Origin of the sequence: Levilactobacillus namurensis (genome assembly GCF_032197885.1) — a bacterium.
Taxonomy (GTDB): Bacteria; Bacillota; Bacilli; order Lactobacillales; family Lactobacillaceae; genus Levilactobacillus; species Levilactobacillus namurensis_A.
Map to the genome: position 1 here is coordinate 1,410,262 of NZ_CP134159.1, position 25,406 is coordinate 1,435,667.

Consider the following 25,406-nt stretch of genomic DNA (forward strand, 5'->3'; position numbering starts at 1 on the left):
TTATAAAATCATTAATAAAAAGTAACGCCACCTAACTCAAAACCAGCTCGGTTGGCTTGAGTCGGAGTTGCACCGGCGTCCCCTCGCTATCGGTATCCACCACGAAGGACCCGTTGGAGTACCGGCCACTCAGGGGATGCTCTGCTGGTAGGATGTCGTGCGTTCGCATTCGGTCCGTAATGACTTCTAGCGCCGGATTCCCCGCTGGAATCGTCAAAAAGTCCACGATTCGGTGCGGCTCACGTTTGAGTTCACGAAGGACCATCACCCCACGGCGTGCGCGGCTGGTGACTGGCAGTTCCTTCATCGCTAAACGCTTGAAGGCTCCCCGTTGCGTCACTAAAGCGATCGTATCGTGATCCGTGACCAGTGCTAAGTTCACCACGACATCATCGTCATGGAGGTTCATTGAACGGGAACCCGTCGTCCGAGCTCCGTTGACGGAGACCTCATCGACGGCATACCGCAGCGCGTAACCATCCCTGGACACCAAGAGGATTCCCTGATCAGCGGGTTCCTTAAGATACTTCACCGCTACAACGCGGGCTTCCGGCGTCTTCAGTTTTTCATACATGGCCGCCCGGCGCTTATAGGTCCGTCCCGGCGTCAAATCAGCAAAGGCCGTCTGCTTGATGTACCCATCGCTGGTTGCGATTAAGAAGTGCCCTGGTTCCCTTAGGGACTTAAAGGCAAAGGTGGCCACGATTTCTTCGTCACTAGCCAACCCAATGGTCTGGGAGATATGTTCCCCCGTTTCCTTCCACTTCACATCCGTAATCTCGTGAACGGGACGGTAGATCAGGTTCCCCTTACTGGTGAACATCATCAGGTGGTCCAACGTGCTAAGCTTTTCCATAAAAATCGGGTAGTCTTCATTCTTCAACCCGTTATCGGCTGGATCAGAAGCCGTGTAGGACCGAATTCCGGAACGCTTCAGGTAACCGTCATGACTGACCATCACGACCACGTCTTCATCGGGTACCGTGACCTCCGTCTTGATCTTCAAGTCCTCAATCTGGTCTTCAATTACGGTCCGCCGTGGATTACGGTAAGCCTTCGCCATGGCCTTGAGTTCCTTACGCATGACCGCGTTTAATTCCTTAGGTTCTGCTAAGATCTTATGGTCCTCTTCAATGGCCGCCGCCAACTTATCGGCTTCCGCTTGTAGCTGCGTCACGTCGGTGTTGGTCAACCGGTAAAGCTGCAACGCCACAATGGCGTCCGCTTGCTTCTGGGAAAAGTCGTAGGCTTGTACCAGGTTATTGCGGGCATCCTGCCGGTTCTTGCTGGCCCGAATCGTCTTGATAACTTGGTCCAGAATCGACAACGCCTTGATCAGTCCCATGACGATGTGTTGCCGGTCTAAGGCCTTCTGTAAGTCGTACTGGGTCCGACGCGTGATGACGCTTCGCCGGTGTTCGAGGTAGGCGGAGAGAATCGCCTTCAAGCCCACGTGTTCTGGTCGTTGATGGTTGATGGCCACCATGTTGAAATTGTAGGTGACCTGTAATTCGGTATTTTTGAACAAATAGTTCAAGATTCCCTGTGCGTCAGCGTCACGCTTCAACTCAATCGCGATCCGGAGCCCGTCACGGTCAGTCTCATCCCGAATTTCTGCTAACCCTTCGACCTTTTTGCCCAGCCGAATCTCGTCGATCTTTTTAACCAACTGGGCCTTATTGACTTCGTAGGGAATCTCCGTCACGGTAATCTGGCTCTTATTCCCCCGAAGCTTCTCAATCGCGGTCTTGGACCGTACCACGATGCGTCCTCGTCCGGTCTCATAGGCCTTAACGATGCCGTCTTTTCCTTGAATAATCCCGCCAGTTGGGAAATCCGGTCCCTGCACAAAGCCCATCAGGTCCTCAAGCGTGGCCTTAGGGTGGCTGAGCAGGTAGACGGCGGCGTCAATGGTCTCACCTAAGTTGTGCGGCGGAATTTCCGTCGCGTACCCGGCTGAAATCCCGGTGGCACCGTTAACTAACAGGTTAGGGAACCGGGCCGGTAAGACGGTAGGTTCATACTCGGTATCGTCGAAGTTGAGGACCATATCGACCGTGTCCTTATCGATGTCGGCGAGCATTTCACCGGCCAGCTTACTAAGGCGGGCCTCGGTGTACCGCATCGCTGCGGCGGGATCGCCGTCCATTGAGCCGTTGTTCCCGTGCATTTCGACTAACGGTTCGCGGACCTTCCAGTCCTGGCTCATCCGGGTCAGGGCTTCGTAGATGGAGCTATCCCCATGGGGGTGAAAGTTCCCCATCACGTTACCGACGGACTTCGCCGATTTACGAAAGCCTTTATCGTAGGTGTTACCATCCTTGTTCATCGCAAATAAAATACGACGTTGTACGGGCTTTAAGCCGTCGCGAATATCTGGCAGGGCCCGTTCTTGAATGATGGATTTGGAATACCGGCCGAACCGGTCACCCATGACCTCTTCCAAGGTTAGTTCTTGAATTTTTTGTCCTTCACTCACGAATGTTTAACTCCTTTCACCACGGTCGGGTTATTTCTTTCCCGGGGTTTCCCCGGTCAAAAAGTCTTGGTCTTCGTCTTCCAGCGTAAACTGGACGTTTTGTTCGATCCACTTACGGCGTGGTTCAACTTTATCGCCCATCAGGGTGGTCACCCGGCGTTCCGCCAAAGCCGCATCATCGATCTGTACCCGAATCAACGTCCGTTTGTCCGGATCCATGGTGGTGTCCCAGAGCTGTTCCGCATCCATTTCACCTAACCCCTTGAACCGTTGCAGGCTGTAGTTTCGGTTGCCTAACGCCTTGGTCTTATCGACCAATTCATCGTTGGTCCAAGCATATTCGATCTTAGCCTGCTTTCCGTTGGTCTTGATTCGATACAGAGGCGGCAACGCAATGTAGACCCGACCAGCATCGATCATTGGTCGCATGTACTTGTAGAAGAACGTCAACAAGAGGATCTGGATATGCGCACCATCGTCATCGGCATCGGTCATGATAATGATCTTGTCGTAGTTGGCGGAATCAATATCAAAGTCAGCGCCCACGCCCGCACCAATGGTGTAGATCATGGTACTAATTTCTTCGTTCTTCATAATGTCCGGTAGCTTGGCCTTCTCGGTGTTCAAGACCTTTCCCCGTAATGGTAGGATGGCTTGGAACTTCCGATTCCGGCCCTGCTTAGCTGACCCACCGGCGGAATCCCCTTCGACTAAGAACAACTCGTTCTTAGCTGAATTTTTGGATTGGGCAGGGGTAAGCTTACCCGACAAGAGACGTTCGTGACGCTTGTGTTTCTTGCCGTTTCGGGTCTCGTCTCGGGCCTTCCGCGCAGCTTCCCGCGCCTGACGCGCCTGGGTCGCCTTGTGGATCAGCATCTTCCCGAAATCCCCGTTTTCCATTAAGAAGTAAGTCAGTTGTTCCGCAACAATCTGGTCAACGATGGTCCGGGCTTCCGGCGTGCCCAACTTTTCCTTGGTTTGACCTTCGAACTGCAACAGGTTTTCGGGAACCCGCAGTGAGATCACCGCAGAAAGGCCTTCACGGATATCCGACCCTTCGATGTTTTTATCGCGGTCCTTCAATAAGCCGACTTTTCGTCCGTATTCGTTGAACGCCTTGGTCCAACCACTGCGCATCCCCGCTTCGTGGGTCCCGCCGTCCTTAGTCCGCACATTGTTGACAAAGGATAGCAGGTTTTCAGTATAGCCATCGTTATACTGAGCGGCAACTTCCACTTCGATTCCCGACTTTTTGCCGTCGAAGTACAGAATGTCCCCCAGCGTGTCCTTGTCTTCGTTCAGATAACTGACGAACTCCTTGATGCCTTCCTCGTAATGGTAGACTTCTTCGCGTTCTTGACCTTGACGTTCGTCCGTTAACGTGATCTTTACGCCCTTCAGGAGAAAAGCGGATTCTCGTAAGCGCTCCGCTAAGGTCCCAAAGTTGTAGACCGTGGTCGTGAAAATCTGACTATCTGGTTTAAACGTTATCGTGGTCCCGTTATGGGCTCGGGTATTCCCTAACTTCTTAAGGGTGCCCTGTGGCTTTCCACCATCACGGAACTTTTCCTGGTAGCGCACACCGTCCCGTACGATTGTCACCGTCAGCGCACTGGATAACGCGTTCACGACGGACGCACCGACCCCGTGTAACCCACCGGAGGTCTTATAACCGCCTTGGCCGAACTTCCCACCGGCATGGAGGACCGTTAAGATGACTTCGGGCGTGGGAATCCCCGAAGCATGCATCCCCACGGGCATTCCCCGTCCGTGGTCGACCACGGTAATACTATTATCCGGATGAATCGTCACGTTGATTTCTTTCCCATATCCGGCTAGGGCTTCGTCGACCGCGTTATCGACGATTTCGTAGACCAAATGATGTAAGCCCCGGCTGTCGGTCGATCCGATATACATCCCCGGACGTTTACGAACAGCTTCCAACCCCTGCAATACCTGAATGGAGGAGTCGTCATACTTTGGTTTTGCTTTCGCCATGCGTAAATCTCCTTTACTGTTTAATCCTATCTGTGAATAACTTCTAGTTTACGCCAATACGAACATATGTTCAATAGAAGCGACGAAAAGGCGTGCTAGAGGTCTTCATAACTTCATAATCATACCACAGGGAACTAAAAAATGACCAGTTCCCCCAGATAATTGGCGTTCATCAGAAAACATGCTAAAATATAGAGCAGCTTATTTGACGGTTTTTAGCCGTCACCACCAAGAGCGGAGGAATGTGTTTTGAAATTAGTCGGCTTACTTATCCTAGCCTATCTTTTAGGCGCCATTCCCAACGGCGTCTGGATTGGCAAATTCTTCTTTAAGACCGATATTCGCCAAGCCGGTTCCGGCAACATCGGGACCACGAATACTTACCGGGTCCTCGGCCCCTACGCCGGGACCACCGTTATGGTCCTCGACATCGCTAAGGGAACGGTCGCTACGTTACTGCCCACCTGGTTTCACGTGACCACGGGGCTGGGAACCGCGACGCCCTTGTTGTTCGGCCTCTTTGCCATTCTTGGTCACACGGTCTCCGTCTTCGACCACTTTAAGGGGGGCAAGGCCGTCGCCACGTCGGCGGGGATGCTGCTGGCTTACAACCCCATCATGTTCGTGATTGCTGCCGGCCTGTGGGTCAGCCTGATCTACTGGACCAGTATGGTCAGTCTGGCTAGCATGGTCGCCTTCAGCCTGGTCACGGTGATCTCGCTATTCTTCCGGGATCCATACTTGACCGGCATCGCCGTTGTCTTAACGATCTTTGTCTTCTACCGCCACCGGACGAACATCACGCGGATCCGTCAAGGGACCGAGTCCTTAGTCCCGTTTGGCCGCGGTTACCGGCGACACCGAACCAGTAAGTAACTTGAGTCTCACACAGAGGAAAGACCACACCGTTGTGCATCACGACGGTGTGGTCTTTTTTCGTTAAAAGTAGGTAATCTGGTAGCCGACCTGGACATCCGCGCCGGGTGCTAACTGGTGAATCGCAACCTTGGTGCGGAGATCACCGGTGGCCTGCACATCATCGGCCAGACCCCACCAAGGTTCTAAGCAGACGAACGGCGCTTGCTTAGGGTAAGGTGACCAGATTCCTAAGTACGGCGCGGCGACCGTCAATGCTACCCCGTGGTCGTCCTTAGGCGTGCTCAGCATGACCGTTGTCTCGCGGTTATTGAGCGTCAAGATCTGGGCGTCATGGTCGAATAGCGCGTGCTTCAACGCCAATGGCTGCGTGAGATCCAACGGTACCGCGTGTTGCGTGTCGCTGTATGGTCCGACTAAGGGGACCCGCTGATAGACTTGCTTCGGCGCAACGGTTACTTGGTAATCCGTAAAGTCGGCTGCTGCCTGGCCCAGTGGTAAGTTGAAGCCGGGATGGGCCCCAAACGACCAGGGCATGGTCTGCGTTCCTTGGTTTTGGATCGTTGCGGCGACCTGTAACCCGTGATCCACCAAGGTGTAGTGCACCGTTAACTTAAACGCAAAGGGGTACTTTTCGCGACTCTGCGCATCCGCTTGTAGCTGTAAAGTCAGCGCCGTGGCGCTTTGATCCACGACCGTAAACGTCCGGTCCCGGGCAAACCCGTGCTGGGTCATCTGATACGTCTGGCCGTCGACCTGGTACTGGTTGTCCTGTAGCCGCCCCACAATGGGGAACAGGAACGGTGCATGCCGCCCCCAAAACGCCTTATCAGCCTGCCACATGTACTCCAGGTGACTGTCATTGTCCGTGACACTAGTTAACTCCGCACCCAATGGATTGATTTTTACCGTTAAATACTGATTCTTTAAAGTGAACATCGCGTACCTCCCATACTCAACTCATGTGAATCCTTATGTAAAAGCGCGTAGGCTCCCCCACGCGCTCCATAACCTGTTAAAGAATGTACCGGGAAAGGTCCTTGTTTTGAACAATATCCCCGATTTTATCGTTGACGTAGCTTTCCGTGATGGTCACGTCGCCGCCACCCATGTCAGGCCCTTCGTACAATAAGTCCTCCAAGAGTTTTTCTAAGACCGTCTGTAGGCGCCGAGCCCCAATATTTTGGTTCTCATGGTTCAGTTCAAAGGCTAACTCAGCGATCCGTTGAATGGCCTCCATGGTGAAGGTCACCTTGATATTGTCGGTCCCAATCAGCGCAATGTATTGCTTGATCAGTGCGTTATTGGGCTCCGTTAAGATCCGCACGAAGTCTTCCTTGCTCAGGTCGTTCAATTCAACCCGAATCGGGAAGCGGCCCTGCAGTTCCGCAATCAGGTCACTAGGCTTGGACTCCGCAAACGCCCCGGCCGCAATGAACAGGATGTGGTCGGTATCGATGGTGCCGTACTTAGTCTTCACCTGAGTGCCTTCGACGATTGGCAGGATGTCGCGTTGCACCCCTTCACGGGAAACATCCCCGCTGTTTTGACTACTACCCTTCGCAATCTTATCGATTTCATCCAAGAAGATGATCCCGGTGTTTTCGGCTCGCTGAATGGCGTCGTGGTTGATGTCGGCATTGTTGACCAACTTCTCAGACTCTTCGGCGATCAGGATCTCCCGGGCTTCGGCGACCGTCACCGTCCGCTTGATGCGCTTCTTGGGCATGATGGACCCTAGAGTATCGTTGAGATCGATGCCCATCTGACCCAACATGTTATTATCCGTCGCGTTGGCCTGTTGCGGGTCGTCCATTTCGATTTCGACCTTGTGGTTTTCCAGCAGCCCCTTATTCAATTGTTCGGTCAGCGACAACCGTTCGTTACGAATCTCGTCGGTGACTTCTTCTTGTTGGTCTGGTGCTGTTGGCGTCTGACCGCTTTGCATCTGGGAGAACATCTTCATCATGTTCGAAAAGTCGTTGTTGCTCGTGTCATTTTTCTTCTTAGCCGGCGCGAGCAGCTTAACTAACCGCTTGTTCGCCGCCTGTGCAGCATCGTTACGGACGTTCTTGAATTGGTCCTTCTTTTCCATCGTCACGGCCACTTCGACCAGGTCACGGACCATGGATTCAACGTCCCGACCAACGTACCCAACTTCGGTGAACTTGCTGGCTTCGACCTTTGTAAATGGAGCATGTACAATTTTCGCCAACCGCCGAGCAATTTCGGTTTTCCCGACCCCGGTCGGTCCAATCATTAGCATGTTCTTGGGCGAAATTTCTTCTTGCATGCTTGCATCGAGTTGCATCCGCCGGTACCGGTTGCGCAAGGCAATCGCAATGGCCTTCTTGGCATCGTCCTGACCAATGACGTATTGATTTAAGAGATTTACGATCTCTTTTGGTGTCTTATTAATCGCATCCACGACTAAATTCCTCCATTCGAGTTAGAGTTCTTCGGAAATAACATTTTCGTTGGTGAAGATATCGATCCCACCCGCAATGTGAATGGCACTTTCGGCAATTTCCTTGGCCGTCATGTCAGGCGCGTGGTGGTGTAAGGCCGTGGCGGCCGCTAAGGCAAAGTTGCCCCCGGACCCAATAGCCAGGATATCGTCGTCGGGTGCGATGACTTCACCGGACCCGGAGACCAGTAACATCTCGTCCTTATCCATCACGATCAACAGGGCTTCCAACTTCTGTAGAGCTTGGTCCGAACGCCATTGCTTGGCTAATTCGACCGCCGCACGTTGGAGGTTACCACTGTATTCGTTGAGTTGCGCTTCAAACTTCTCTTCGAGGTTAAAGGCATCCGCCACGCTACCGGCAAAGCCGACCACGACTTTATCGTTATAGATCCGGCGAATCTTGTGGGCGGTCCCCTTCATGATGACCTTTTCCCCCATCGTCACTTGTCCGTCACCCGCCATAGCATTATGGCCGTTATGACGCACAGCACAGATGGTCGTTGCTTCAAATTTTACTGGCATAACCGGATACTCCTTTTCAAGATGGTTTCTGAGTTGACTTTTCCGTGGCCCGCGGGAAGAACTGGCGATAGTCGCGCTGGAGATGTTCCCGGGTCACATGGGTATAGATTTGAGTCGTTGACAGGCTACTGTGACCTAGCAATTCCTGAACAGACCGGAGATCAGCCCCGCGGTTCAGGAGGTGCGTGGCAAACGTGTGCCGCAGCATGTGGGGATGAATGTCGGTGGTCAAGCTACTGCGCTTGATGATCTGGTTCAACAGATACGTGACGCCGGCCGTGGTCAGCTGCTGTCCGCGGTAGTTCACGAACACGAACTCGTGGTGTTGATCATGGGCCGTCATCAGTGGCGTCCGAGCCACGGTAAAGTACTGCTGTAAGGCGTCCGCCGCGTAATGGCCAAAGGGCACATACCGCTGCTTGTTGCCTTTTCCAGTAATCAGCATCAACCGGTTCTCAAAGTCGATGGCCCCTAACGTCAGGTTCACGCATTCACTGACCCGCATCCCGGTCCCGTACAAGACTTCTAGCAACGCCGAATCACGGGTGGCTAACGTCTTATCCGAGTTAGCAGCCGCCGCGGTAAACAGCGCAGTCATCTCTCGCTCGTAAAAGAATCGCGGTAAGTGGTCCTGGTGCTTCTTCAATTGAACGTAAGCGAACGGGTCGTCTTGGGCCCACTGGTTACTCATTAAGAAGTGGTAGAACGACCGCATCGTTGACAGCTTACGCGCAATGCTGGTCCGTGCGTAGTGGTGGTCGTACAGATGACTCAAGTAGACCTCCACGTCCAAATGATCGACTTGGTCCCAGGGCTTGGTCCCGCCGTTCTCCGCTAAGAACTGAGAAAACTCACTCAGGTCTTCGCGGTAGGCCTTCACCGTCTCCGCCGAGTACTGTCGTTCACCACGCAGGTACGTCATAAATTCTGCAACGGCCTTATCCGCCATTTAACATCCCTCCCTGCACATCTGTAATGCTAGCAAACGATTTCTAAAAACTCAACTAACTCATCAAACGTAAGGACCAAAAAGACGCGAGCCGTGGGCTCCCGTCTTTTTAGCTTACTTTTGAGGTGCTTCTTCGTAATCTCCGTTAGGACATACGATCTGGCTGCCCCCACGAATCTTCTTTTGAACCAGGTAGTGCCCGTCCTTAGGGCAATCCCGACCAACTGGTTTGTCCCAGGAGACGAAGTCACAATCTGGGTACCGTGAACAACCGTAAAAGATCCGGTTCTTCTTGGATTTACGTTCGATGACTTGTCCTTGATGACAGACGGGACAAACTACCCCGATTTCCTTAACGATTGGCTTCGTATTCCGGCAATCTGGGAACCGTGAGCAGGCGTAGAACTTTCCGTAACGGCCCATCTTGATGACCATGGGGGCGCCACAGATGTCACAGTCAAACCCAGCCGGTTCGTCACGAATTTGAATCTTTTCGATGGCGTCTTCGGCGTGAGCCACTTCCGTACTGAACGGCTTATAGAAGTCGTCGACGACCTTGACCCAGTCCTGCTTGCCGGCTTCGATCCCGTCCAACTCATCTTCCAGGTCAGCCGTAAAGCCAACGTTCACGATGTCTGGGAAGTAGTCCTTGATGATCTTATCGACGATTTCACCCAACTCAGTGGGCTCGAAGCGCCGACCGACAAGCTTCACGTAATACCGCCGCTGAATCGTATCCAGCGTTGGGGCGTAGGTCGATGGCCGGCCCACACCGTTTTCTTCCAAGGCCTTGATCAAGTTGGCTTCAGAATACCGTGCTGGCGGCTGCGTGAAGTGTTGAGCCGGGTCTGTCTTGGCCAGGTTGACCGCATCCCCGATCTCCAAGTCTGGTAACAGGTTATCCTTTTCCTTACCGTCCTTGTAGATCTTCAAGAACCCGTCGAACTTCATCTTCGAACCGTTCGCCCGGAACGTGACACCGTTTTGTTCGATCGTAACCGCCATGGTGTCCATAATGGCGTTGGTCATCTGGCTGGCAACGAACCGGTTCCAGATCAGCTGGTACAACCGGAACTGGTCCTTGTTCAACCGTTCCTTGAGACTCGCCGGTGTCCGGAAGACGGACGTTGGCCGGATGGCTTCGTGGGCGTCTTGCGCCCCTTCTGGCAACTTTCCCTTGATGGGTTTCGTCGCTGCATACTCAGCACCGTACTTTTCGTGCAGGAAGGTCGAGGCTTCATGCTTAGCCAAACTCGAGATTCGCGTCGAGTCGGTCCGCATATAGGTAATCAGCCCCTGGGTCCCTTCCTTTCCTAAGTTGATCCCTTCATACAGCTGTTGAGCAGCCATCATGGTCTTCCGCGTCCGGAAGTTCAACTTCCGGTTCGCGTCCTGTTGCATGGAACTGGTCGTAAACGGTGGTTGGGGTGAGCGCTTACGTTCTTTACGTACCACGTTGGTAATCGCAAACGGCGCGTTCTTATCAACCTGTTGCAGGATTGCTTGGACCGCGGCGTTATCCTTGAGCCCCTTCTTTTTCCCGTTTAGGCCATAGAAACTGGCCGCAAACTGGGAACGGCCCTTCTTGAAGTCGCCATCGATGGTCCAATACTCTTCCGGTTGAAAGGCCTTGATCTCATTTTCCCGCTGAATGATCAAAGCTAAGGCGATGGACTGTACCCGACCGGCACTAAGTCCCTTCTTAACTTTCTTCCACAGCAAGGGCGAGATCGAATACCCCACTAACCGGTCCAGGATTCGCCGTGCTTGTTGGGCGTTGACCAGGTCCATATCGATGGTCCGAGGCGTCTTGAAGGCTTCCTTGACCGCATCCTTGGTGATTTCGTTGAACGTGACCCGGTTCTTGTCGGTCACATCCAGGTTCAAGAGGTGGGCTAGATGCCACGCAATGGACTCACCTTCCCGGTCAGGGTCAGATGCCAGATAAACGGCCTTAGCCTTCTTGGCTTCGGACCGGAGCCCCTTGATGACGTCACCCTTTCCCCGAATCGAGATGTAATGGGGATCATAGTTGTGTTCAAAATCAATTCCCATCGAACTCTTCGGCAAGTCCCGAACGTGTCCGAGACTAGGAACGACCTTGTAGGTCCGTCCGAGATACTTTTCAATCGTCTTGGCTTTCGCGGGTGATTCCACGATGACCAACTTTTTTTGTGTTTTTTTCCGCTTACGCGGGGTGGTTTTAGTTGTCGCCTTGGTTGGCAATGCGCATTACTCCCTCAAATGGTCAGCTCCTAAGCCCGATAAACCGGGCTTAGTGCCAATCACAAACTTATTCTATCGGCGAATTATTAGTTCGCGTAACGCTTCACTATAATCCAACTCATAATATTTCAAGTCAAGGGCGCTTGTCAACTAAAAGTTCTTCTATTATATGTTCGGAATTCAGGATTGGTTTCGCGCCAGCCAAGATTAATTCGTTGGTTCCCACCGAGTTCGGAACGTCGATGGCGCCCGGTATCGCAAGGACGTTGCGGTTTTCTTGCAAGGCAAAGTTAGCCGTGATCAACGACCCGGAACGCCGGGCCGCCTCGACCACCAACAAACTTTGGGACAACCCAGAAATCACACGATTCCGTTCTACGAAGTGAAACTTCGCCGGTCCCGCCGCCCACGGGTACTCCGAAACCACCAGCTGTTGACGGATCAACTGCGCCATTAACGGCCGATTAGCTGCCGGGTAACACCGCCCTAACCCAGTTCCGACCACCGCAATAGTGGTCCCGTGATGGGCCAATGCTACCTGATGGGCCAGGGTGTCCACCCCCTGAGCCATGCCGGAAACGATGGTCACGCCACACTGAACCACGGCCGGCAAGACCGCCTGCATCGCCCGAAAGGCATAGGCGGACGGATGCCGGGTCCCCACGACACCTAACTGCGGCGCGGATAAGTGGGCCAGATTCCCCAGGCAAAACAACACGACTGGAGGCTCATAAATTTCTCGCAGGGCCACGGGATAAGCGGCATCGGCCAGCGTCAAGCACTGACTACGACTGGTATTTAAGGCGAACTGCTGCGTCACCTGGTCGCTGAAGAGTCCTAATTGAATGGCTTGTCGCTGGCGGGCGGTCAAATCCCCGTGTGCCAGCAAGTCCGCCAGTCCGGGATCCGTCAGGCGAGTTACCTGGTGGTCTTGCATCCAACGCCAACAGATAAGGGCCACCTTACGACTCACCCCGGGAGTCAGAACCAGGCGAATCAAAAAATCACGGCAAGTCAGGTGCATTCGCACCACCTCCTAAAGGGGTCTTTAGGGTTACTTCCGTGATTCATCTCATTTTTATTCGATTTGCATGACCTTTTTTACCGGTGCGAAACTCTTACGATGAATCGGAGTGATTCCTCGTTCCGCTAATCCGGCCAAGTGTTCAGCCGTTCCGTACCCCGCGTTTTGCGCAAAACCGTACCCGGGATACAGCCGATCATAGCTGGCCATCAGATGGTCCCGAAAGACCTTCGCGACGATACTAGCGGCTGCGACACTGGCGCTCTTGGCATCCCCCTTGATCAACCGGATCTGCGGCAGATCAACCGGAATCTGCATGGCATCCACAATCAACTCCTGGGGAGCAACGCCCAATCCCAGCACCGCCCGTTGCATCGCCACCCGGGTCGCTTGGTAAATATTGAGCTGATCGATCAGCTGAGGACTCGCAGCACCGATGCTGACCGCCTCCGCGCGATCCAAGATAATGGGATATAGCCGTTCCCGTTCCTTAGCCGTTAATTGCTTAGAGTCGTTCACCAAGGGAACGTCAAAATCCGGTGGGAGGATCACCGCACAAGTCACCACGGGACCGGCCAGCGGTCCACGGCCCACTTCATCGATACCGGCGACCCGCTGTCCACGGGCCCAGAACGGTCGCTCGTAATGGAGCCGCTCCTGGAAAGCGGCCTCCGCTGCGGCTTGCTTTGCCAACCGGCGCTGAACCTGTTGGTAGAGTTGTTGGGCGCCTTTTCGCGGGTCGGTGGCTAACGTCTGGACTAACGGGTCGTCCAAGTTAGCCACCGTAGCCAATTCGCTTTTTAATTGTGCAAGACTAGGCCTTTTCTGGGTCATGGTCCGTCGCTTCTTTCTGCGGTGCCCGATCGAGGGTGAAGCCCCCTAATTTCTGCCGGCGTGCGTCCAGGATGATTCGTTCACTCGCCCGCTCGTAATCGTCACGCATCCCCAGATTAGCCGTAATCTTCAAGAGGAGATCCACGTCACTGAGTTCCCGGTCGGCGGCCGTTAACCGGTACCGCTGTTCCAACTCGGGTAAGTGGTATTGCCGGAAGAAGTGTAACGCAAACAAGGCCACGTCGTCTTTGGCGTACAGCTTTTCCTTAATTGCGCCCGTCAAGGCTAATTTCTGGGCGGTCTCTTGATCCTTAAACTTAGGCCAGAGGATTCCGGGCGTGTCTAGCAATTCCAGGTGCTTACTAGAACGCAGCCACTGTTGCCCCTTAGTGACCCCCGGGGTATTCCCGACCTGGGCCGCCCGTCGCTGGACTAAGTGGTTCAATAACGTCGACTTCCCCACGTTAGGGACCCCGACCGTCATGGCCCGGACTGGCCGTTCCTTCAGGCCCTTCGCCTTTTCAGCCGCAAGCTTGTCACCCAAGATTTTCAACGCTAAGTTGGTAATCTGCTTAGGTGTGACGTTCGCCCGCGAATCGATGGCAATCGCCGGGATGTTCTGCGCGCGATAGGCGTTTAACCACGCCGCAGTCTGCTGGGGATCGGCTAAGTCCTTTTTGGTTAAAATAATTAAATGCGGCTTGTCCCGACTGATCCGACTGACTTCTGGATTACGAGAAGCTGCGGGGATGCGGGCGTCGACAAGTTCAAACACAATGTCGACCAGGTGAACGTTTTCTTCCATCTGGCGAATTGCTTTGGCCATATGGCCGGGAAACCATTGAATGGTACTCATAAGTTGTACTCCTTTATGATCGTTAAGTTTAGTCGCCCAGTGGGCCGGTTTCAGAGGAAATTTGGGCTATATTGGGTGTAGACGGTTACCAAACGGCAGCTGTAAGACTTACCGCCTTATAGATTCACCAGCACCGCATGGCATTAGTACTCCCATTCTATCATTTTCTGTTCCGTTTGCGGTAGTCCCCCTTCGCAACCTAAAAGTGCGTTCCTAATTACGAAACCTTAATCTAGGGCCGTAGAAATCTTACCCGTTGCCAGAATCATCAGAGTCACACCTAGGTAAGCAATACCAGCAATCAGACTAAACCTCCTAATGCCAGAAAGGTTAAGTAGAATTGGAATTCCCAGCAAACCAATTGGCTGTGTTAAATTAATCAGGGAAAAGTAGCTATTAGAGACGGTTGCCAATCTGGATTCAGGAATTACTCGTTGCAAGACTGTTTTAGATGAAATGTTAAAGAATGGCAAAGCCGCTCCCAAAAGCAATAATCCTAGAAGCGTGATCACAATGTTTTGAGACTCTCCAAACAACAGAAATGAAATCGGCACTTGTACAATTGCTATTTGTAGAAAGGTATGAATGTTTACCCGCTCAGATGTAAGCCGATAAATAATCGAGCCAATCAGAAAACCCATTGAGAAAAACGAATCCATGACGCCGATTAACTTCACGTTTCGAAAAACTTCACCCGATATTTGAGCAAAATAAACACTATTAGGTGCTAGTAGAATATTAAAAAGAAGTGCTGTAACCAGTACCGGCACCAATGGCGGAAAATCATGAAGCAATTGCTTAACAAAGCCGAAACTATTCCAAATATTGCTTTTGTATTCTTCTCCAGCACTGTCGTTTAGGGGGTGATTGACCTCACGATGTTCGTTCAATCCTAACAAAACTAAACTAATAACGACATAGGAAAGAAAGTCGAATAAGAATAAATATTTAATTGGCACGAAGCCGGTAAAAACCGTTACTAAGACTCCCGAAAACAAGCCAGCGCTAGTTCGCGCCGTACTTATCGCAGCGTTGATTTTATTGTAATCGCCCTTTTCAAACAGCCGGACCGTCAACTTTACGATTATTGGATCGAAGAACCCTGAAAAAATATCGTAAATAATCGCACCTATCACTAAAAGAGCAAAACTTTTTACTTTGAAATAGACACAAAGGAAAATAGCAATTACCGAGATTGCAGAAGCTAGACTACTTTGCACCAGTAATCTTTTTAAATGCGACTTTTTATCTACAAAATAGCCAACAGGTGCTGCTAACAAAATCTCAGGCACGAAGACCCCAAATGTTAAAATTCCAACGTATATTGGATTATGGAACCAATCTGTTACCAGAATAATTAACGCAATACGTGAAAAGCCACTACCAAATTCATTAATAAACTGGCTAAAAAGAATGATATTTTTATTACTCACAAGGCTCACTTCTTCCAAACATAAACAGCGCCACAATTAGGAAAGCACTACTCACCAGCACCTGTTTACGGTTGTCGGCAGTTGATTTAAGCTCCATTAGCACATCTAGATTATCGAACCATTTACCAAGATGGTCGTTAAAGTCATAGGGCCATTTAAGAAATAGTGCATTGGCTTCAGGCAATTATTCACAAAGCATTTATAACTGAGCCAAAATTTTCACGCTTCCCTAAGCTGGCGGCAAAATGGCTAATGGCCATCGTCATCATATGATCAACTTCCTTTGCCTACCCGTATAGTAACAAATTGAAAACGAATGACTTAAAATAATGCCATATAGGACAATTGGGGGGATTTTTATGAAAACGATTGGTGAAACACTACGACAAATACGTAAAAGCAAGGGCCTAAAGCTAAAGGATTTGGCAATCAATGGTGTGTCAGCAACCTTTATTTCAAAGGTCGAAAGAAACGAATCTAATATTGGCCTGAACAAGTTTGAAGCACTGCTCAACGGTTTACACGTCTCCTATGACGAGTTCAAATATCTTCAAAACAACTACTCACAAAATTCACAAGAAGAGTTCTTAGAAAAATTAAATAATTTTGTTATCGATGAAAACTGATATGGCATACAAAGATTATACGAAGGCGAAAAAGTCCTCACCCCTGAAAATAGCCCAGAAAAATCGTCACATTTTTACAATATGACACTGGCTCTATGCCTGATGAGAAAAATCCAAGGGAAGCGTCTTCCTCAGAAGGATACTAAATTGCTTGTAAAGTATCTGTTATCTATCGATTCGTGGGGTGTTTATGAACTCAGACTGTTTAACAATGCCATGTTTATATTTGATCACGCGTCCTTAATGGCACTTACACAAATAGCCATTGACCGCTCCAAGTACTATCTCCAGTTACCTGGGTATTCTGACTTATTGTCCTCTATACTTAGTAACGCGATTGAATTGCTAATAGAAAATCATGAGTTGGAATTCGCAAAGAAGCTGCTTGCTCAAAACGAAGGTAACTTAGACTTTGAGAAAATTACACAATCAAAGATTAAAATTATCTTTTTAGCAGCATTAATTGCCGAGAAGCAACGTTCCCAATCATCGGTCCCTTCTAGCCCAGAAGCCATTATTGCTGCCTGTTATTCGCTCAAAGCGGTAAATTGGTCAAATGAGTTAAATAAATACTTACAAGACTGGCGTAAAACAACGAAGTAACACCCTTTGGGGGACCATAGTCTCCCTGGAAATCACCCCCCAATACCCATTCCCTTTAAAACTGGAAGACTGATTTAGTCCTAGGGGATGAATAGTAATCTGATTCAATAAGTCTAGTCCCCCCATTTTCTAAAAAAAAGAAGCTAGATTAGCTCTAGCTTCAACCCGGTGCTTAGTTTTCTAAAAGTCGTTTATGTCAATCGCTTATGCCAAGAAGTCTTGGTAGAGCCGCCAAGCGTCGTCAAAGATGGTCATTGAGGGCAGGTAACTGGCATTTTCTTCCAGATACTTCGAGAGACGCTCGAAATCCGTTTCTTGCTTGGGAAACGAACTGTCATAAAACGCATTGTTGGCAAACTCGGCGACCGGATCATAACTCTCCGGATTCCGTTGGGTCATGAGAAATGTGTAAAATGTTTTAATCATGTCAAAACTCCTTAATTCTGTGGAATCCGCGCTTGGAAGACAAACTTGCCCTTACCGGATAAGTCAATCGTCTTCGCCGCGTACGATAACTTCTTCCCGTTACCGATAGCCGTCAAGTGCAGGGTAACCGTGTGCTTCCCGCTATCCACGGCCACCCACTTAGGTAGCGGATAGTTCTTCGCGATGTAGTTCATGACGAAGCTGACCGGTACCGGTAAAGCACCGATGGACAGCTTCTGGGCCGTTAGCTTCACATCCCCTGACGGTAGAACCGTTGGCTGAAACATTAACGAGAAGTTCACGTGCGCCCCTAACACCTGCGTTGAGCCGGTCAACATGGCGTGGTCGGCGACCTGAAAACGGTACTTCATGGACTGATTAGTCAACGATTTATTGACGTAGTAATCAGCCAGAGCATTAACTTGTTGCTTATTCAACGTCACGTTGATCTTAGTGGTTGCCGTCGTAGCTGGTTGTGCCGTTGCGGCCACCTTAACGGGTCGCATGGCCAGAAAGATGGTAACCAAAAAGCCAACCACGATGACGGCCAGTAACGTCAGAAAGCCCAGTTTCCACCCGTTACGCGGGGTGGATTGTGTTCCGTGTCGTTGCATCTGCATTCCCCCCTATTTCTTTAACCATTGTTGATGTGCTTGCATTTGAGTATACAACTTCTGGGTCATTAACCGGTACCCTTTCGCATTCGGGTGGAAGTGATCGGCTGGTGATAAGTAATCGTTCAGCTCGTCGTTAACGTCACTGGCCAAAATCTGCTTTTGGAACGTCTCGACGGACAGTTCTCCCGAATTACTTTCTTGAGCGGCCCGCTTAAGCTTAGCCTGTTGACTGATTGAGCGGTATTGGCCGACTGATAAGGGCCGGTCAATATCAACGTAGTACAGGTTCTGGTACCTACGGGTCGCCTTGGTCGTGACCTTATTCCAATCCGTTACGGCGTTGGTGATCTGAGTCACGTTCGCAAAGTACACGTAAATGGGATTGTAGATACTGTAGATAAAAATCGATGCGTGCCCATTATACTTGCGAACTGTATTCAACAGGCTCTCCAATTTTCCCCGGTACGTGTCTTCGGCTTGGTCTAATTGCCGATCCAGCTTGGACTGCTGATTGATCATGACATTTTTCGTCAACGTCTGGAGGAGGTCATTGCCGCCCACGGTCAACGTAATGACCTGCGCTTGTTTGACCTGTTGTTGCATCTTAGGACTGTCCACTAGTCGCTTTTCGATCTGGTCACTCCGGTCACCCGCGCGACCATAGTTGTGCATGATGACCTTGACCTTATCCTTTTGGTGCACCATCTTCTGAATCCGACTGGTGTACCCCCCGGTCTTGGTTTGGTCACCCACTCCCTGCGTCAACGAATCCCCCAAGGCCACCAACCGTACCGTTTGTCGGCGGTCATTTTGAGGAACCTTATCCGTCTTCAAGGTTCGCGCGCCGGGATGCCAGTACGTCAGGAAAGCTAAAGCCACCACGACAATCAATAGGGCGATCCCCAGGACCTTCGAGAGGTTTTTCATTTTTTTCATAATCTTCCTCCCTATACAGAAAAAGCGGTGACGTCGCCACCCCTTTTTCCGTGATTCATCGTCATTTAATTATTTGGTTGGATCCGTGTAGTACATTAACGCAAAAGCGCCTGGTCCACCGTGGGTCGCAATGATGGGCACCGTTTCACGCACCAATACCGGCATCCCCGGTAAGAGTTCTTTCAAGTGCGCCTGTATCTTGTCGATGCTGTCAAAGGCCTCTACGTGCGAAATCCCAATCGCCTTGATATTCGGCGTCTGCTTGATCTGCTCGTAGACCTTGTCGAAGTACCGGTCGATGGTCTTCATTCCCCGACCCTTGGCCCGGACCTTCAACTGACCCCCGGTAACCTGCAACACGATCTTAATGTTCAACAATGAGGTCAACATCCCAGCGGCCCGACCTAACCGGCCCCCCTTGAGGATGTTTTCCAACGTCACGATGCCCATGAATAGGTGGGTGTTATCCCGAACTTTAGCGGCCCGTTCCAAAATGGCAGCCTTATCGGCACCTTGAGCGGCCAACTGGGCGGCTTCGATCACTTGGAAGGCCAACGCCTGATCGGTAAATTGGCTATCGACGACCGTAACGTCAGTCTTTGAGAGATTAGCCGCTTGTTCAGCCGCGTGAATGGTCCCACTGATAGCCTCCAACATGGTGAAGCAGATAACACTACTGCCGTCCTCACCTAATTTGTCAAAAGTCTCCACGAAAGACCCCAACGGTGGCTGGCTAGTCTTAGGTAACGTTTTAGACGTTTTCATTTTATCAATAAATTCTTTGTTGGTGATTGATTCACGTTCCACGTAGATGGTGTCGTCAATCATGACCGTCAACGGAACGATGGTGATGTGATTCTCTTGAATCTGTTGGTCGGTTAACCCGGCAGACGAATCCGTGACGATTTTGATGTTAGCCATGGGGATCCCACTCTTTCTGACTAGAAATTTGGTTTATGCTACAATATGCGTAATGAAACATACGGTAATAGTATAGCAGAATTAGTTGGAATTTTCAGCTGAACCCATACAAAACCCGTTAGAAAATAAGGAGGTCGACTTTCTTGGAACCTACCCGTAGTCGGACATATCAAATTGTTAATGAGGTCTTAAACGCCGTGACGCACGGCATTGGTGCGGGGCTCAGCATCGCTGGTTTGGTGATTCTACTGCTCCAAGCCCACGCTAAAGGCGGTGCTATTCGCATCACCACGTTTGCCATCTATGGGGCCATCATGGTGTTGTTCTATCTGGCCTCGACGCTGTTCCATAGCCTGGTCTTCACCCGTGCCAGCCACGTTTTTCAAATCTTTGACCACTGTGCCATCTACCTATTGATTGCCGGGACCTACACCCCCTACACGTTACTGGTCATTGGCGGTGCCCTGGGGTGGACCATGTTCGGTGTCATCTGGGCCATGGCCATTCTGGGGATTATCTATAAAGCCATCTGGCTAGGACAGCATCAGATACTCTCAACGGTCATTTACGTGGTCATGGGCTGGATGTGTCTGCTGGGGATTAAGCCCCTATACACTGGCTTAGGACCCGTTGGTTTTAGTCTACTGTTCGCAGGCGGTGTCGCCTTTACCGTGGGCGCCGTCCTGTACAGCTTTAAAGGCGTTCCCTTTGGCCACGTGATCTGGCACCTCTTCGTGATGCTGGGGACCGGCCTGATGTACTTTTCAATTTTATTCTACGCTTAACCGTGATCGGGGCTTTCGTCAGGACCGCTGACGGAAGCCTTTTTCACGGGTAGCGCCGCGATTCGATAGTTTCCTTAATTAAACCAGCCCCGCCACCACGACTCTAGTCCGCGCGGGGCCTACTCCAGAAAGAAGTGACGTTCGTTGTCCACCCCTAAAGCTCACAGTCGCTACCTGGTCCTCGGGATGATTCTCGTGGCGGCCAATCTGCGGCTCCCCATCACCATGATGCCTGGTCTCCTTCCCAGTCTGCAACACGAATTAGGCCTTCCCAGTTCCTTAGCCGGCCTGTTGACCACCATTCCCTTACTGGCCTTTGCCATTGCTTCCCCCTTACTAGCCCGTTGGGGGCAACGCTTCGGTACAGAATTGGTGATTTACGGATCTCTGATTCTAATCGGGCTAGGCAGTTTCTTACGGCTGATCCCCACGGTGGCCTGGCTCTTCGTGGGAACTTCCCTGTTAGGCGTGGGCGTCGCGGGCGGTAACGTCTTAATTCCCGCCATTATCAAGGACGACTTTAGTACCACCATGGACCGGACTACCACGCAATACACCCTGTCCATGCTGTTAGTGGGGGCCTTGGGGACCGGGGTATCCGGGTTGCTAGCCGCCCGGTGGTCGTTGACCCTAGCCATGGCCGTCCTCTCATTGATTGCCCTGGTCAACTTGGTGGTCTGGCTCCCGAACCTGCGTTTTAACCGGCCCGCATCACCGACCACAGCCACCACGGCTACCCATAAAGCAACAGCGCATCCCAGTGTCTGGCGGACGCCTTTAGCGTGGGTCGTCACCGGCTACTTCGGGGTTCAGTCGCTGGTCTTTTACGTCTTGATCACCTGGCTACCCGAGATTTTCATGCACCAAGGCTTCTCGGCCGTCACGGCTGGGACGCTGGTCACCGTCATGCAGCTCAGTAACCTCCCCATGGCCTACATCGTGCCGATGACGTCTTCGAAGCCTTCCGGGGTAGCTGCCATGTTAGGCGTCACCGGAATCGGCTTAGTTGGTGGCGTCGCTGGTTTCTTGATTCCCCACCTTTCCTTAGGCGTTGCGATTTTCCTAAACGTCTTGATTGGTCTGGCTGCCGGTGCGGCCTTTAACCTGTCCGTGGTCTTCTTTACCCAAAAGACCACCAATGGGGATGAAACGGCTGCGTTATCGGGGATGGCGCAATCGGCCGGCTACCTAGTCGCCGCCGTGGGTCCCGTCATGCTAGGCTGGGTCGGTAACGCCTTAGGCTGGTCCCTGGTCGCGGGACTAACGGCCGCATTAAGCGCCCTGATGACGGCTATCGGCTTCGTAATTTGGCGCCACCACACCATCTACGACCATCACTAATTCAATTAAGATAAATCAAATAAGACGAGGGACTAGTTGCTAGCCTCTCGTCTTATTTATCGTGTTTTAGTTAAATTTTGGGGTGTCACCGTTAGTTCTTACGTTGAAACTGTTCGAACTCAAACGGATAGGGATTGCGCTCATCCGTTTGACCGACCTGGTGCCCAATCCGGGTAAACTGCGAATAATCGATTGCGGGCATCCAGGTGTCCCCCGGGAAGTCCGCCTGAATCGTGGTCCGGTAGAGTTGATCAACGTCGGGTAAGAGCCCCGCGAACAATTGCGCGCCCCCTACTACGAAGAGCTGTTCCGCCTCATGAGCCCGGGCATAAGTCCGAACAGCCGCTAGTGAGTCCAAGACCGTGACGTCTGCTGGAAAGTCAGCCGCCGGACGGTGACTGACTACGATATTCTTACGGTGCGGTAACGGCCGTCCAAATGAAGCAAACGTCCGGGCACCCGCAATGATCGTGTGGCCGGTCGTCGTGGTTTTAAAGAAGTGCATATCCGCGGGTAGGTGCCAAGGCAATTGCCCCTGGTACCCAATCACGCCGCCGTGGCTCTCCGCCCAAAGGTAGATTAACATCTGACGTCCCCTCCTAAACGGCTACCGGTGCTTTGATCGCCGGTGCCGGATCGTAGCCGGTTACTTTAATGTCCTTCATCCCGTAGTCGAAGATACTCGACTTCTCCGGATTCAACCACAACTGCGGCGCAGCCTTTGGCGTCCGAGCCAACTGGGTCTTAATCTGGGTAATGTGGTTGCGATAGATGTGCGCATCCCCCAGCGTGTGCACGAAGTCGCCGACCTCCAGGCCCACTTCCTTCGCGATGAGCGACGTTAGAAGCGCGTAGCTGGCGATGTTAAAGGGGACCCCCAGGAAGATGTCGGCACTGCGTTGATACAGCTGACAGCTCAATTTACCGTCGTTGACGTAGAATTGGAACAGCGTGTGGCAGGGGGGCAAAGCCATAGACGGGACATCGGCCGGATTCCACGCAGAAACGATCATTCGTCGAGAATCTGGGTGCGTCCGGAGGGTCTGAATCACGTTCGCAATTTGGTCAATGGTTTCCCCGTTGTGGCCCTGCCAAGCCCGCCACTGACTGCCGTAGACCAAGCCTAGGTCACCATACACCTTCGCAAAGGCTTCATCGTTGACGATACGGTCGCAGAAGGCCTTCTTTTCAGCCTGGTATTGCTGGTTAAAGTCGGCGTCCACCAGTGACCGCCGCCCAAAATCATGCATATCCGGGCCATGGTAGTCTGGACTCTCCACGTACCGCTGGAAGGCCCATTCATCCCAGATGTGATTATGGTGTTGCAACAGGAAGCGAATATTGGTATCGCCTCGTAGGAACCAGAGTAACTCGGACTTGATCAGACCAAAGGGAACCTTCTTGGTGGTCAATAACGGAAACCCCTCTTGTAGGTTAAAACGCATCTGATACCCAAACAGGCTGATGGTTCCCGTTCCCGTCCGGTCCGTCTTGGCGTGACCCTCCGTTAACACGGTTCGGGCTAAATTCAAGTAAGCATCTTCCAACATGACTTCTATGACCTCCTAGTCTTCCGCATATTCGCTGAGATATTCCCACCGCGCGACCTTGGTATCTAACTGTTGATCCAAGTCGTCCAGTTGGGCCTGTAAATCAGCTAATTTATCGTAATTATCCCCGTTGGCGTTCATGGCCGCTTGGACGTCAGCCTTCTGGGACTCTAGCTGGTCAATTTCACCTTCGATGCCTTCCCACTCTTTTTGCTCAGCGTAGGTCAGCTTGACCTTCTTCTTGGGCTTGTCCGTCGTCTCTGCCGTTGAATCCGGCGTACTAGCCGCCTTAGGCTTAGAACTCTTGGTCTTCTTATTGGCAGGGTGCAGACTAGCCAGATAGTCACTGAACTGGCCGGAATACCGTTCGATCTGGCCGTCACCGTCAAAGATCAGCAGCCGATCCGCCACTTTATCCAGGAAGTACCGGTCATGGGAAACCGTGATCACGGTCCCGGCAAACTGCGCAATGTAGTCTTCTAGCACCGTTAACGTGGCAATATCCAAATCGTTGGTGGGTTCATCCAGCAACAAAACGTTCGGCTGTTCCATCAACAGCTTCAGTAGGTACAACCGGCGTTTCTCACCCCCGGACAGCTTCCGAATCAACGTGCCGTGCATGAACCGGGGGAACAAGAACTGTTCCAATAATTCGGTCACACTTACGGAATTCCCCTGTTTATCGGTCACGTTTTGGCCGACCTCAGAGAGGTAGTTGATCATCCGTTTGTCATCCGGAATCGGTTCAAGCTGTTGGGTGTAATACGCCATTTTCACGGTTTCACCCACATCGATAATGCCGGAGTCGAGGGGCAGCTTCCCCGCAATCACGTTGAGCAGGCTGGATTTCCCCGCCCCGTTCTCGCCACTGATTCCGATGCGTTCGCCCCCCTGAATCAGGTCGCTGAAGTCTTTTAGAATCAGGTGGTCACCTAGCTGTAGGTTAGCGTCCTTTAGCTCAATGACCTTCTTGCCTAGGCGTTGTTGGCCCAGTGAGATCGAGACGTTTTTTTGAACCTGCCGCGTTCCCTGCTTATCCGCCAGTTCGTGGAACCGGTTGATCCGCGCATTCTGCTTGGTCGACCGAGCCTTAGCACCGGCCTTCATCCAAGCTAATTCCTGTTGATAGAGACGTTGGGACTTCTTGTCCGCCTCAGCCTCTTGGTCGACACGTTCGGCCTTTTCTTGGACGTAGGCTTGGTAGTTCCCCGGATACTGGTACAACTTTCCGAAATCCAGTTCCCAGATCTGGTTGGCCACTTGGTCCAAGAAGTACCGGTCATGCGTTACGACCAATAAAGCGCCCTTATAGGCCGCCAGATACTGCTGGAGCCACGCGATTGAGTCAAAGTCCAGGTGGTTGGTCGGTTCATCGAGGAGCAACAGGTCGGGCGACTGGATCAAGACTTGTGCCAAGCCGACCCGCTTAGCCTGGCCCCCGGACAACGTTTTAATCGGTTGCGCCAAGTCGGTGATCTTCAGTTGCGTCAGGATTGTCTTTACGTCGCTTTCAGCGGTCCACGCGTCCTCTTCGTTCATCTGCGTCTCGGCGTCTAAATACCGCTTCTCGGCCTTAGGATCTTCAGGATGTTGTCCGTATGCCGTCAACGCCGCTTCGTAGCGCCGAATCGTGACGAAGACGGACTGGTCGCCGGAGAAAATGGCGTCCATAACCGTTAAGTTCTCGTCTAACGCTGGCTTTTGGGTCAGGTAACCGATCGTATAATCCTTAGGCGTCGTCAACGTCCCCGTCTGCTCATTGCTGATCCCCGCTAAGGTATTCAACAAGGACGTCTTACCACTCCCGTTCACGCCGATCAACCCGATACGGTCGCGCTCATTAATGATAAAGTTTAAGTCTTCGAAGAGGGTCTTCTCTCCGTAAGTTCGGTGTAAATGTTCCGCACGTAATGTTTGCATAGTCTTCAGTCACT

Annotated in this window: 23 protein-coding genes; 5 read left to right on the plus strand and 18 right to left on the minus strand. The window is 51.7% G+C overall.

Translation table 11 applies throughout. From position 1 onward, the window contains the following. Positions 1-31: 31 nt before the first annotated feature. Positions 32-2,479 carry a DNA topoisomerase IV subunit A gene (parC, locus tag RIN67_RS06790; RefSeq protein ID WP_264998847.1) on the minus strand — a complete coding sequence of 816 codons (2,448 nt, stop codon included), beginning with the start codon at positions 2,477-2,479 and terminating at the stop codon, positions 32-34. A gap of 30 nt (positions 2,480-2,509) precedes the next feature. Beyond that, positions 2,510-4,477, minus strand: coding sequence for a DNA topoisomerase IV subunit B (gene parE, locus RIN67_RS06795; protein WP_024746286.1), 1,968 nt, complete (start codon positions 4,475-4,477; stop codon positions 2,510-2,512). Between the two features lie 249 nt (positions 4,478-4,726). On the opposite strand from parE, the gene plsY reads away from it, so the two are divergent. Then, positions 4,727-5,353 carry a glycerol-3-phosphate 1-O-acyltransferase PlsY gene (gene plsY / locus RIN67_RS06800; RefSeq protein WP_056943426.1) on the plus strand — a complete coding sequence of 209 codons (627 nt, stop codon included), beginning with the start codon at positions 4,727-4,729 and terminating at the stop codon, positions 5,351-5,353. Positions 5,354-5,416: 63 nt separating this feature from the next. Here plsY and RIN67_RS06805 read toward each other — a convergent pair whose 3' ends face one another. From RIN67_RS06805 to RIN67_RS06845, 9 genes are all read right to left on the minus strand, one after another. Next, positions 5,417-6,292, minus strand: a complete 876-nt coding sequence (locus RIN67_RS06805) for an aldose 1-epimerase family protein (RefSeq protein WP_024746284.1) — start codon at positions 6,290-6,292, stop codon at positions 5,417-5,419. 76 nt (positions 6,293-6,368) lie between these two features. After that, positions 6,369-7,781 carry an ATP-dependent protease ATPase subunit HslU gene (gene hslU, locus RIN67_RS06810; RefSeq protein ID WP_264998848.1) on the minus strand — a complete coding sequence of 471 codons (1,413 nt, stop codon included), beginning with the start codon at positions 7,779-7,781 and terminating at the stop codon, positions 6,369-6,371. A gap of 21 nt (positions 7,782-7,802) precedes the next feature. Then, positions 7,803-8,345, minus strand: a complete 543-nt coding sequence (gene hslV, locus RIN67_RS06815; RefSeq protein ID WP_024746282.1) for an HslVU peptidase proteolytic subunit — start codon at positions 8,343-8,345, stop codon at positions 7,803-7,805. A 16-nt stretch (positions 8,346-8,361) separates the two neighbouring features. Then, a complete protein-coding gene (xerC, locus tag RIN67_RS06820; protein WP_264998849.1) occupies positions 8,362-9,294 on the minus strand; it encodes a tyrosine recombinase XerC in 933 nt (310 codons plus the stop codon). Between the two features lie 114 nt (positions 9,295-9,408). After that, a complete protein-coding gene (gene topA / locus RIN67_RS06825; RefSeq protein ID WP_056943422.1) occupies positions 9,409-11,520 on the minus strand; it encodes a type I DNA topoisomerase in 2,112 nt (703 codons plus the stop codon). 133 nt (positions 11,521-11,653) lie between these two features. Then, positions 11,654-12,544, minus strand: a complete 891-nt coding sequence (gene dprA / locus RIN67_RS06830) for a DNA-processing protein DprA (protein ID WP_264998850.1) — start codon at positions 12,542-12,544, stop codon at positions 11,654-11,656. A 54-nt stretch (positions 12,545-12,598) separates the two neighbouring features. After that, on the minus strand, positions 12,599-13,378 hold the full coding sequence (locus RIN67_RS06835) for a ribonuclease HII (RefSeq protein WP_264998851.1): 780 nt from the start codon (positions 13,376-13,378) through the stop codon (positions 12,599-12,601). Further along, complete coding sequence (gene ylqF / locus RIN67_RS06840) at positions 13,359-14,234, minus strand: ribosome biogenesis GTPase YlqF (protein ID WP_264998852.1); 876 nt, start codon at positions 14,232-14,234, stop codon at positions 13,359-13,361. The genes RIN67_RS06835 and ylqF overlap by 20 nt, the downstream gene beginning before the upstream one ends. A 227-nt stretch (positions 14,235-14,461) precedes the next feature. Further along, on the minus strand, positions 14,462-15,667 hold the full coding sequence (locus RIN67_RS06845; RefSeq protein WP_264998853.1) for an MFS transporter: 1,206 nt from the start codon (positions 15,665-15,667) through the stop codon (positions 14,462-14,464). A gap of 359 nt (positions 15,668-16,026) precedes the next feature. Between RIN67_RS06845 and RIN67_RS06850 the strand changes: the two genes are divergently transcribed. Together RIN67_RS06850 and RIN67_RS06855 are read left to right on the plus strand one after the other, a co-directional pair. Beyond that, positions 16,027-16,293: a helix-turn-helix domain-containing protein gene (locus RIN67_RS06850; RefSeq protein WP_264998854.1), complete on the plus strand. Its 267-nt coding sequence runs from the start codon at positions 16,027-16,029 to the stop codon at positions 16,291-16,293. Between the two features lie 6 nt (positions 16,294-16,299). After that, positions 16,300-16,896 (plus strand): Rgg family transcriptional regulator, encoded by a 597-nt coding sequence (locus RIN67_RS06855; protein ID WP_264998929.1) that lies wholly within the window; start codon positions 16,300-16,302, stop codon positions 16,894-16,896. Between the two features lie 204 nt (positions 16,897-17,100). Here the strand turns inward: RIN67_RS06855 and RIN67_RS06860 are convergent, their stop codons facing one another. The 4 genes from RIN67_RS06860 to RIN67_RS06875 form a co-directional block, all read right to left on the minus strand. Next, the gene (locus RIN67_RS06860; RefSeq protein WP_024746274.1) at positions 17,101-17,322 is read right to left on the minus strand and encodes a YozE family protein; all 222 of its coding nucleotides are present in this window, start codon (positions 17,320-17,322) and stop codon (positions 17,101-17,103) included. Between the two features lie 11 nt (positions 17,323-17,333). Beyond that, entirely contained in the window at positions 17,334-17,936 is a 603-nt protein-coding gene (locus tag RIN67_RS06865) for a YpmS family protein (RefSeq protein WP_264998855.1), read from the minus strand. A 12-nt stretch (positions 17,937-17,948) separates the two neighbouring features. Then, positions 17,949-18,875 carry a GDSL-type esterase/lipase family protein gene (locus RIN67_RS06870; protein ID WP_056943417.1) on the minus strand — a complete coding sequence of 309 codons (927 nt, stop codon included), beginning with the start codon at positions 18,873-18,875 and terminating at the stop codon, positions 17,949-17,951. A 69-nt stretch (positions 18,876-18,944) separates the two neighbouring features. Next, positions 18,945-19,796 carry a DegV family protein gene (locus RIN67_RS06875; RefSeq protein WP_024746271.1) on the minus strand — a complete coding sequence of 284 codons (852 nt, stop codon included), beginning with the start codon at positions 19,794-19,796 and terminating at the stop codon, positions 18,945-18,947. Positions 19,797-19,939: 143 nt separating this feature from the next. Between RIN67_RS06875 and trhA the strand changes: the two genes are divergently transcribed. Both trhA and RIN67_RS06885 read left to right on the plus strand, forming a co-directional pair. Further along, positions 19,940-20,581, plus strand: coding sequence for a PAQR family membrane homeostasis protein TrhA (gene trhA, locus RIN67_RS06880; protein ID WP_264998856.1), 642 nt, complete (start codon positions 19,940-19,942; stop codon positions 20,579-20,581). Between the two features lie 144 nt (positions 20,582-20,725). Then, on the plus strand, positions 20,726-21,922 hold the full coding sequence (locus RIN67_RS06885) for a CynX/NimT family MFS transporter (protein WP_264998857.1): 1,197 nt from the start codon (positions 20,726-20,728) through the stop codon (positions 21,920-21,922). A gap of 91 nt (positions 21,923-22,013) precedes the next feature. On the opposite strand, the gene RIN67_RS06890 is transcribed toward RIN67_RS06885, so the two are convergent. The 3 genes from RIN67_RS06890 to RIN67_RS06900 are packed head-to-tail and all read right to left on the minus strand — an operon-like array spanning position 22,014 to position 25,392. Further along, complete coding sequence (locus RIN67_RS06890; protein WP_264998858.1) at positions 22,014-22,508, minus strand: dihydrofolate reductase; 495 nt, start codon at positions 22,506-22,508, stop codon at positions 22,014-22,016. Between the two features lie 13 nt (positions 22,509-22,521). After that, on the minus strand, positions 22,522-23,472 hold the full coding sequence (locus RIN67_RS06895; RefSeq protein WP_024746267.1) for a thymidylate synthase: 951 nt from the start codon (positions 23,470-23,472) through the stop codon (positions 22,522-22,524). A gap of 15 nt (positions 23,473-23,487) precedes the next feature. Next, the gene (locus RIN67_RS06900; RefSeq protein WP_264998859.1) at positions 23,488-25,392 is read right to left on the minus strand and encodes an ABC-F family ATP-binding cassette domain-containing protein; all 1,905 of its coding nucleotides are present in this window, start codon (positions 25,390-25,392) and stop codon (positions 23,488-23,490) included. Positions 25,393-25,406 lie beyond the last annotated feature (14 nt).

Bases quoted from the DNA above. Each gene is read 5' to 3' on its own strand.
- parE (WP_024746286.1), bottom strand. From the start codon at position 4,477: ATGGCGAAAGCAAAACCAAAGTATGACGACTCCTCCATTCAGGTATTG.
- RIN67_RS06805 (WP_024746284.1), bottom strand. From the start codon at position 6,292: ATGTTCACTTTAAAGAATCAGTATTTAACGGTAAAAATCAATCCATTG.
- hslV (WP_024746282.1), bottom strand. From the start codon at position 8,345: ATGCCAGTAAAATTTGAAGCAACGACCATCTGTGCTGTGCGTCATAAC.
- xerC (WP_264998849.1), bottom strand. From the start codon at position 9,294: ATGGCGGATAAGGCCGTTGCAGAATTTATGACGTACCTGCGTGGTGAA.
- dprA (WP_264998850.1), bottom strand. From the start codon at position 12,544: ATGCACCTGACTTGCCGTGATTTTTTGATTCGCCTGGTTCTGACTCCC.
- RIN67_RS06835 (WP_264998851.1), bottom strand. From the start codon at position 13,378: ATGACCCAGAAAAGGCCTAGTCTTGCACAATTAAAAAGCGAATTGGCT.
- ylqF (WP_264998852.1), bottom strand. From the start codon at position 14,234: ATGAGTACCATTCAATGGTTTCCCGGCCATATGGCCAAAGCAATTCGC.
- RIN67_RS06850 (WP_264998854.1), top strand. From the start codon at position 16,027: ATGAAAACGATTGGTGAAACACTACGACAAATACGTAAAAGCAAGGGC.
- RIN67_RS06860 (WP_024746274.1), bottom strand. From the start codon at position 17,322: ATGATTAAAACATTTTACACATTTCTCATGACCCAACGGAATCCGGAG.
- RIN67_RS06865 (WP_264998855.1), bottom strand. From the start codon at position 17,936: ATGCAACGACACGGAACACAATCCACCCCGCGTAACGGGTGGAAACTG.
- RIN67_RS06870 (WP_056943417.1), bottom strand. From the start codon at position 18,875: ATGAAAAAAATGAAAAACCTCTCGAAGGTCCTGGGGATCGCCCTATTG.
- RIN67_RS06875 (WP_024746271.1), bottom strand. From the start codon at position 19,796: ATGGCTAACATCAAAATCGTCACGGATTCGTCTGCCGGGTTAACCGAC.
- RIN67_RS06890 (WP_264998858.1), bottom strand. From the start codon at position 22,508: ATGTTAATCTACCTTTGGGCGGAGAGCCACGGCGGCGTGATTGGGTAC.
- RIN67_RS06895 (WP_024746267.1), bottom strand. From the start codon at position 23,472: ATGTTGGAAGATGCTTACTTGAATTTAGCCCGAACCGTGTTAACGGAG.
- RIN67_RS06900 (WP_264998859.1), bottom strand. From the start codon at position 25,392: ATGCAAACATTACGTGCGGAACATTTACACCGAACTTACGGAGAGAAG.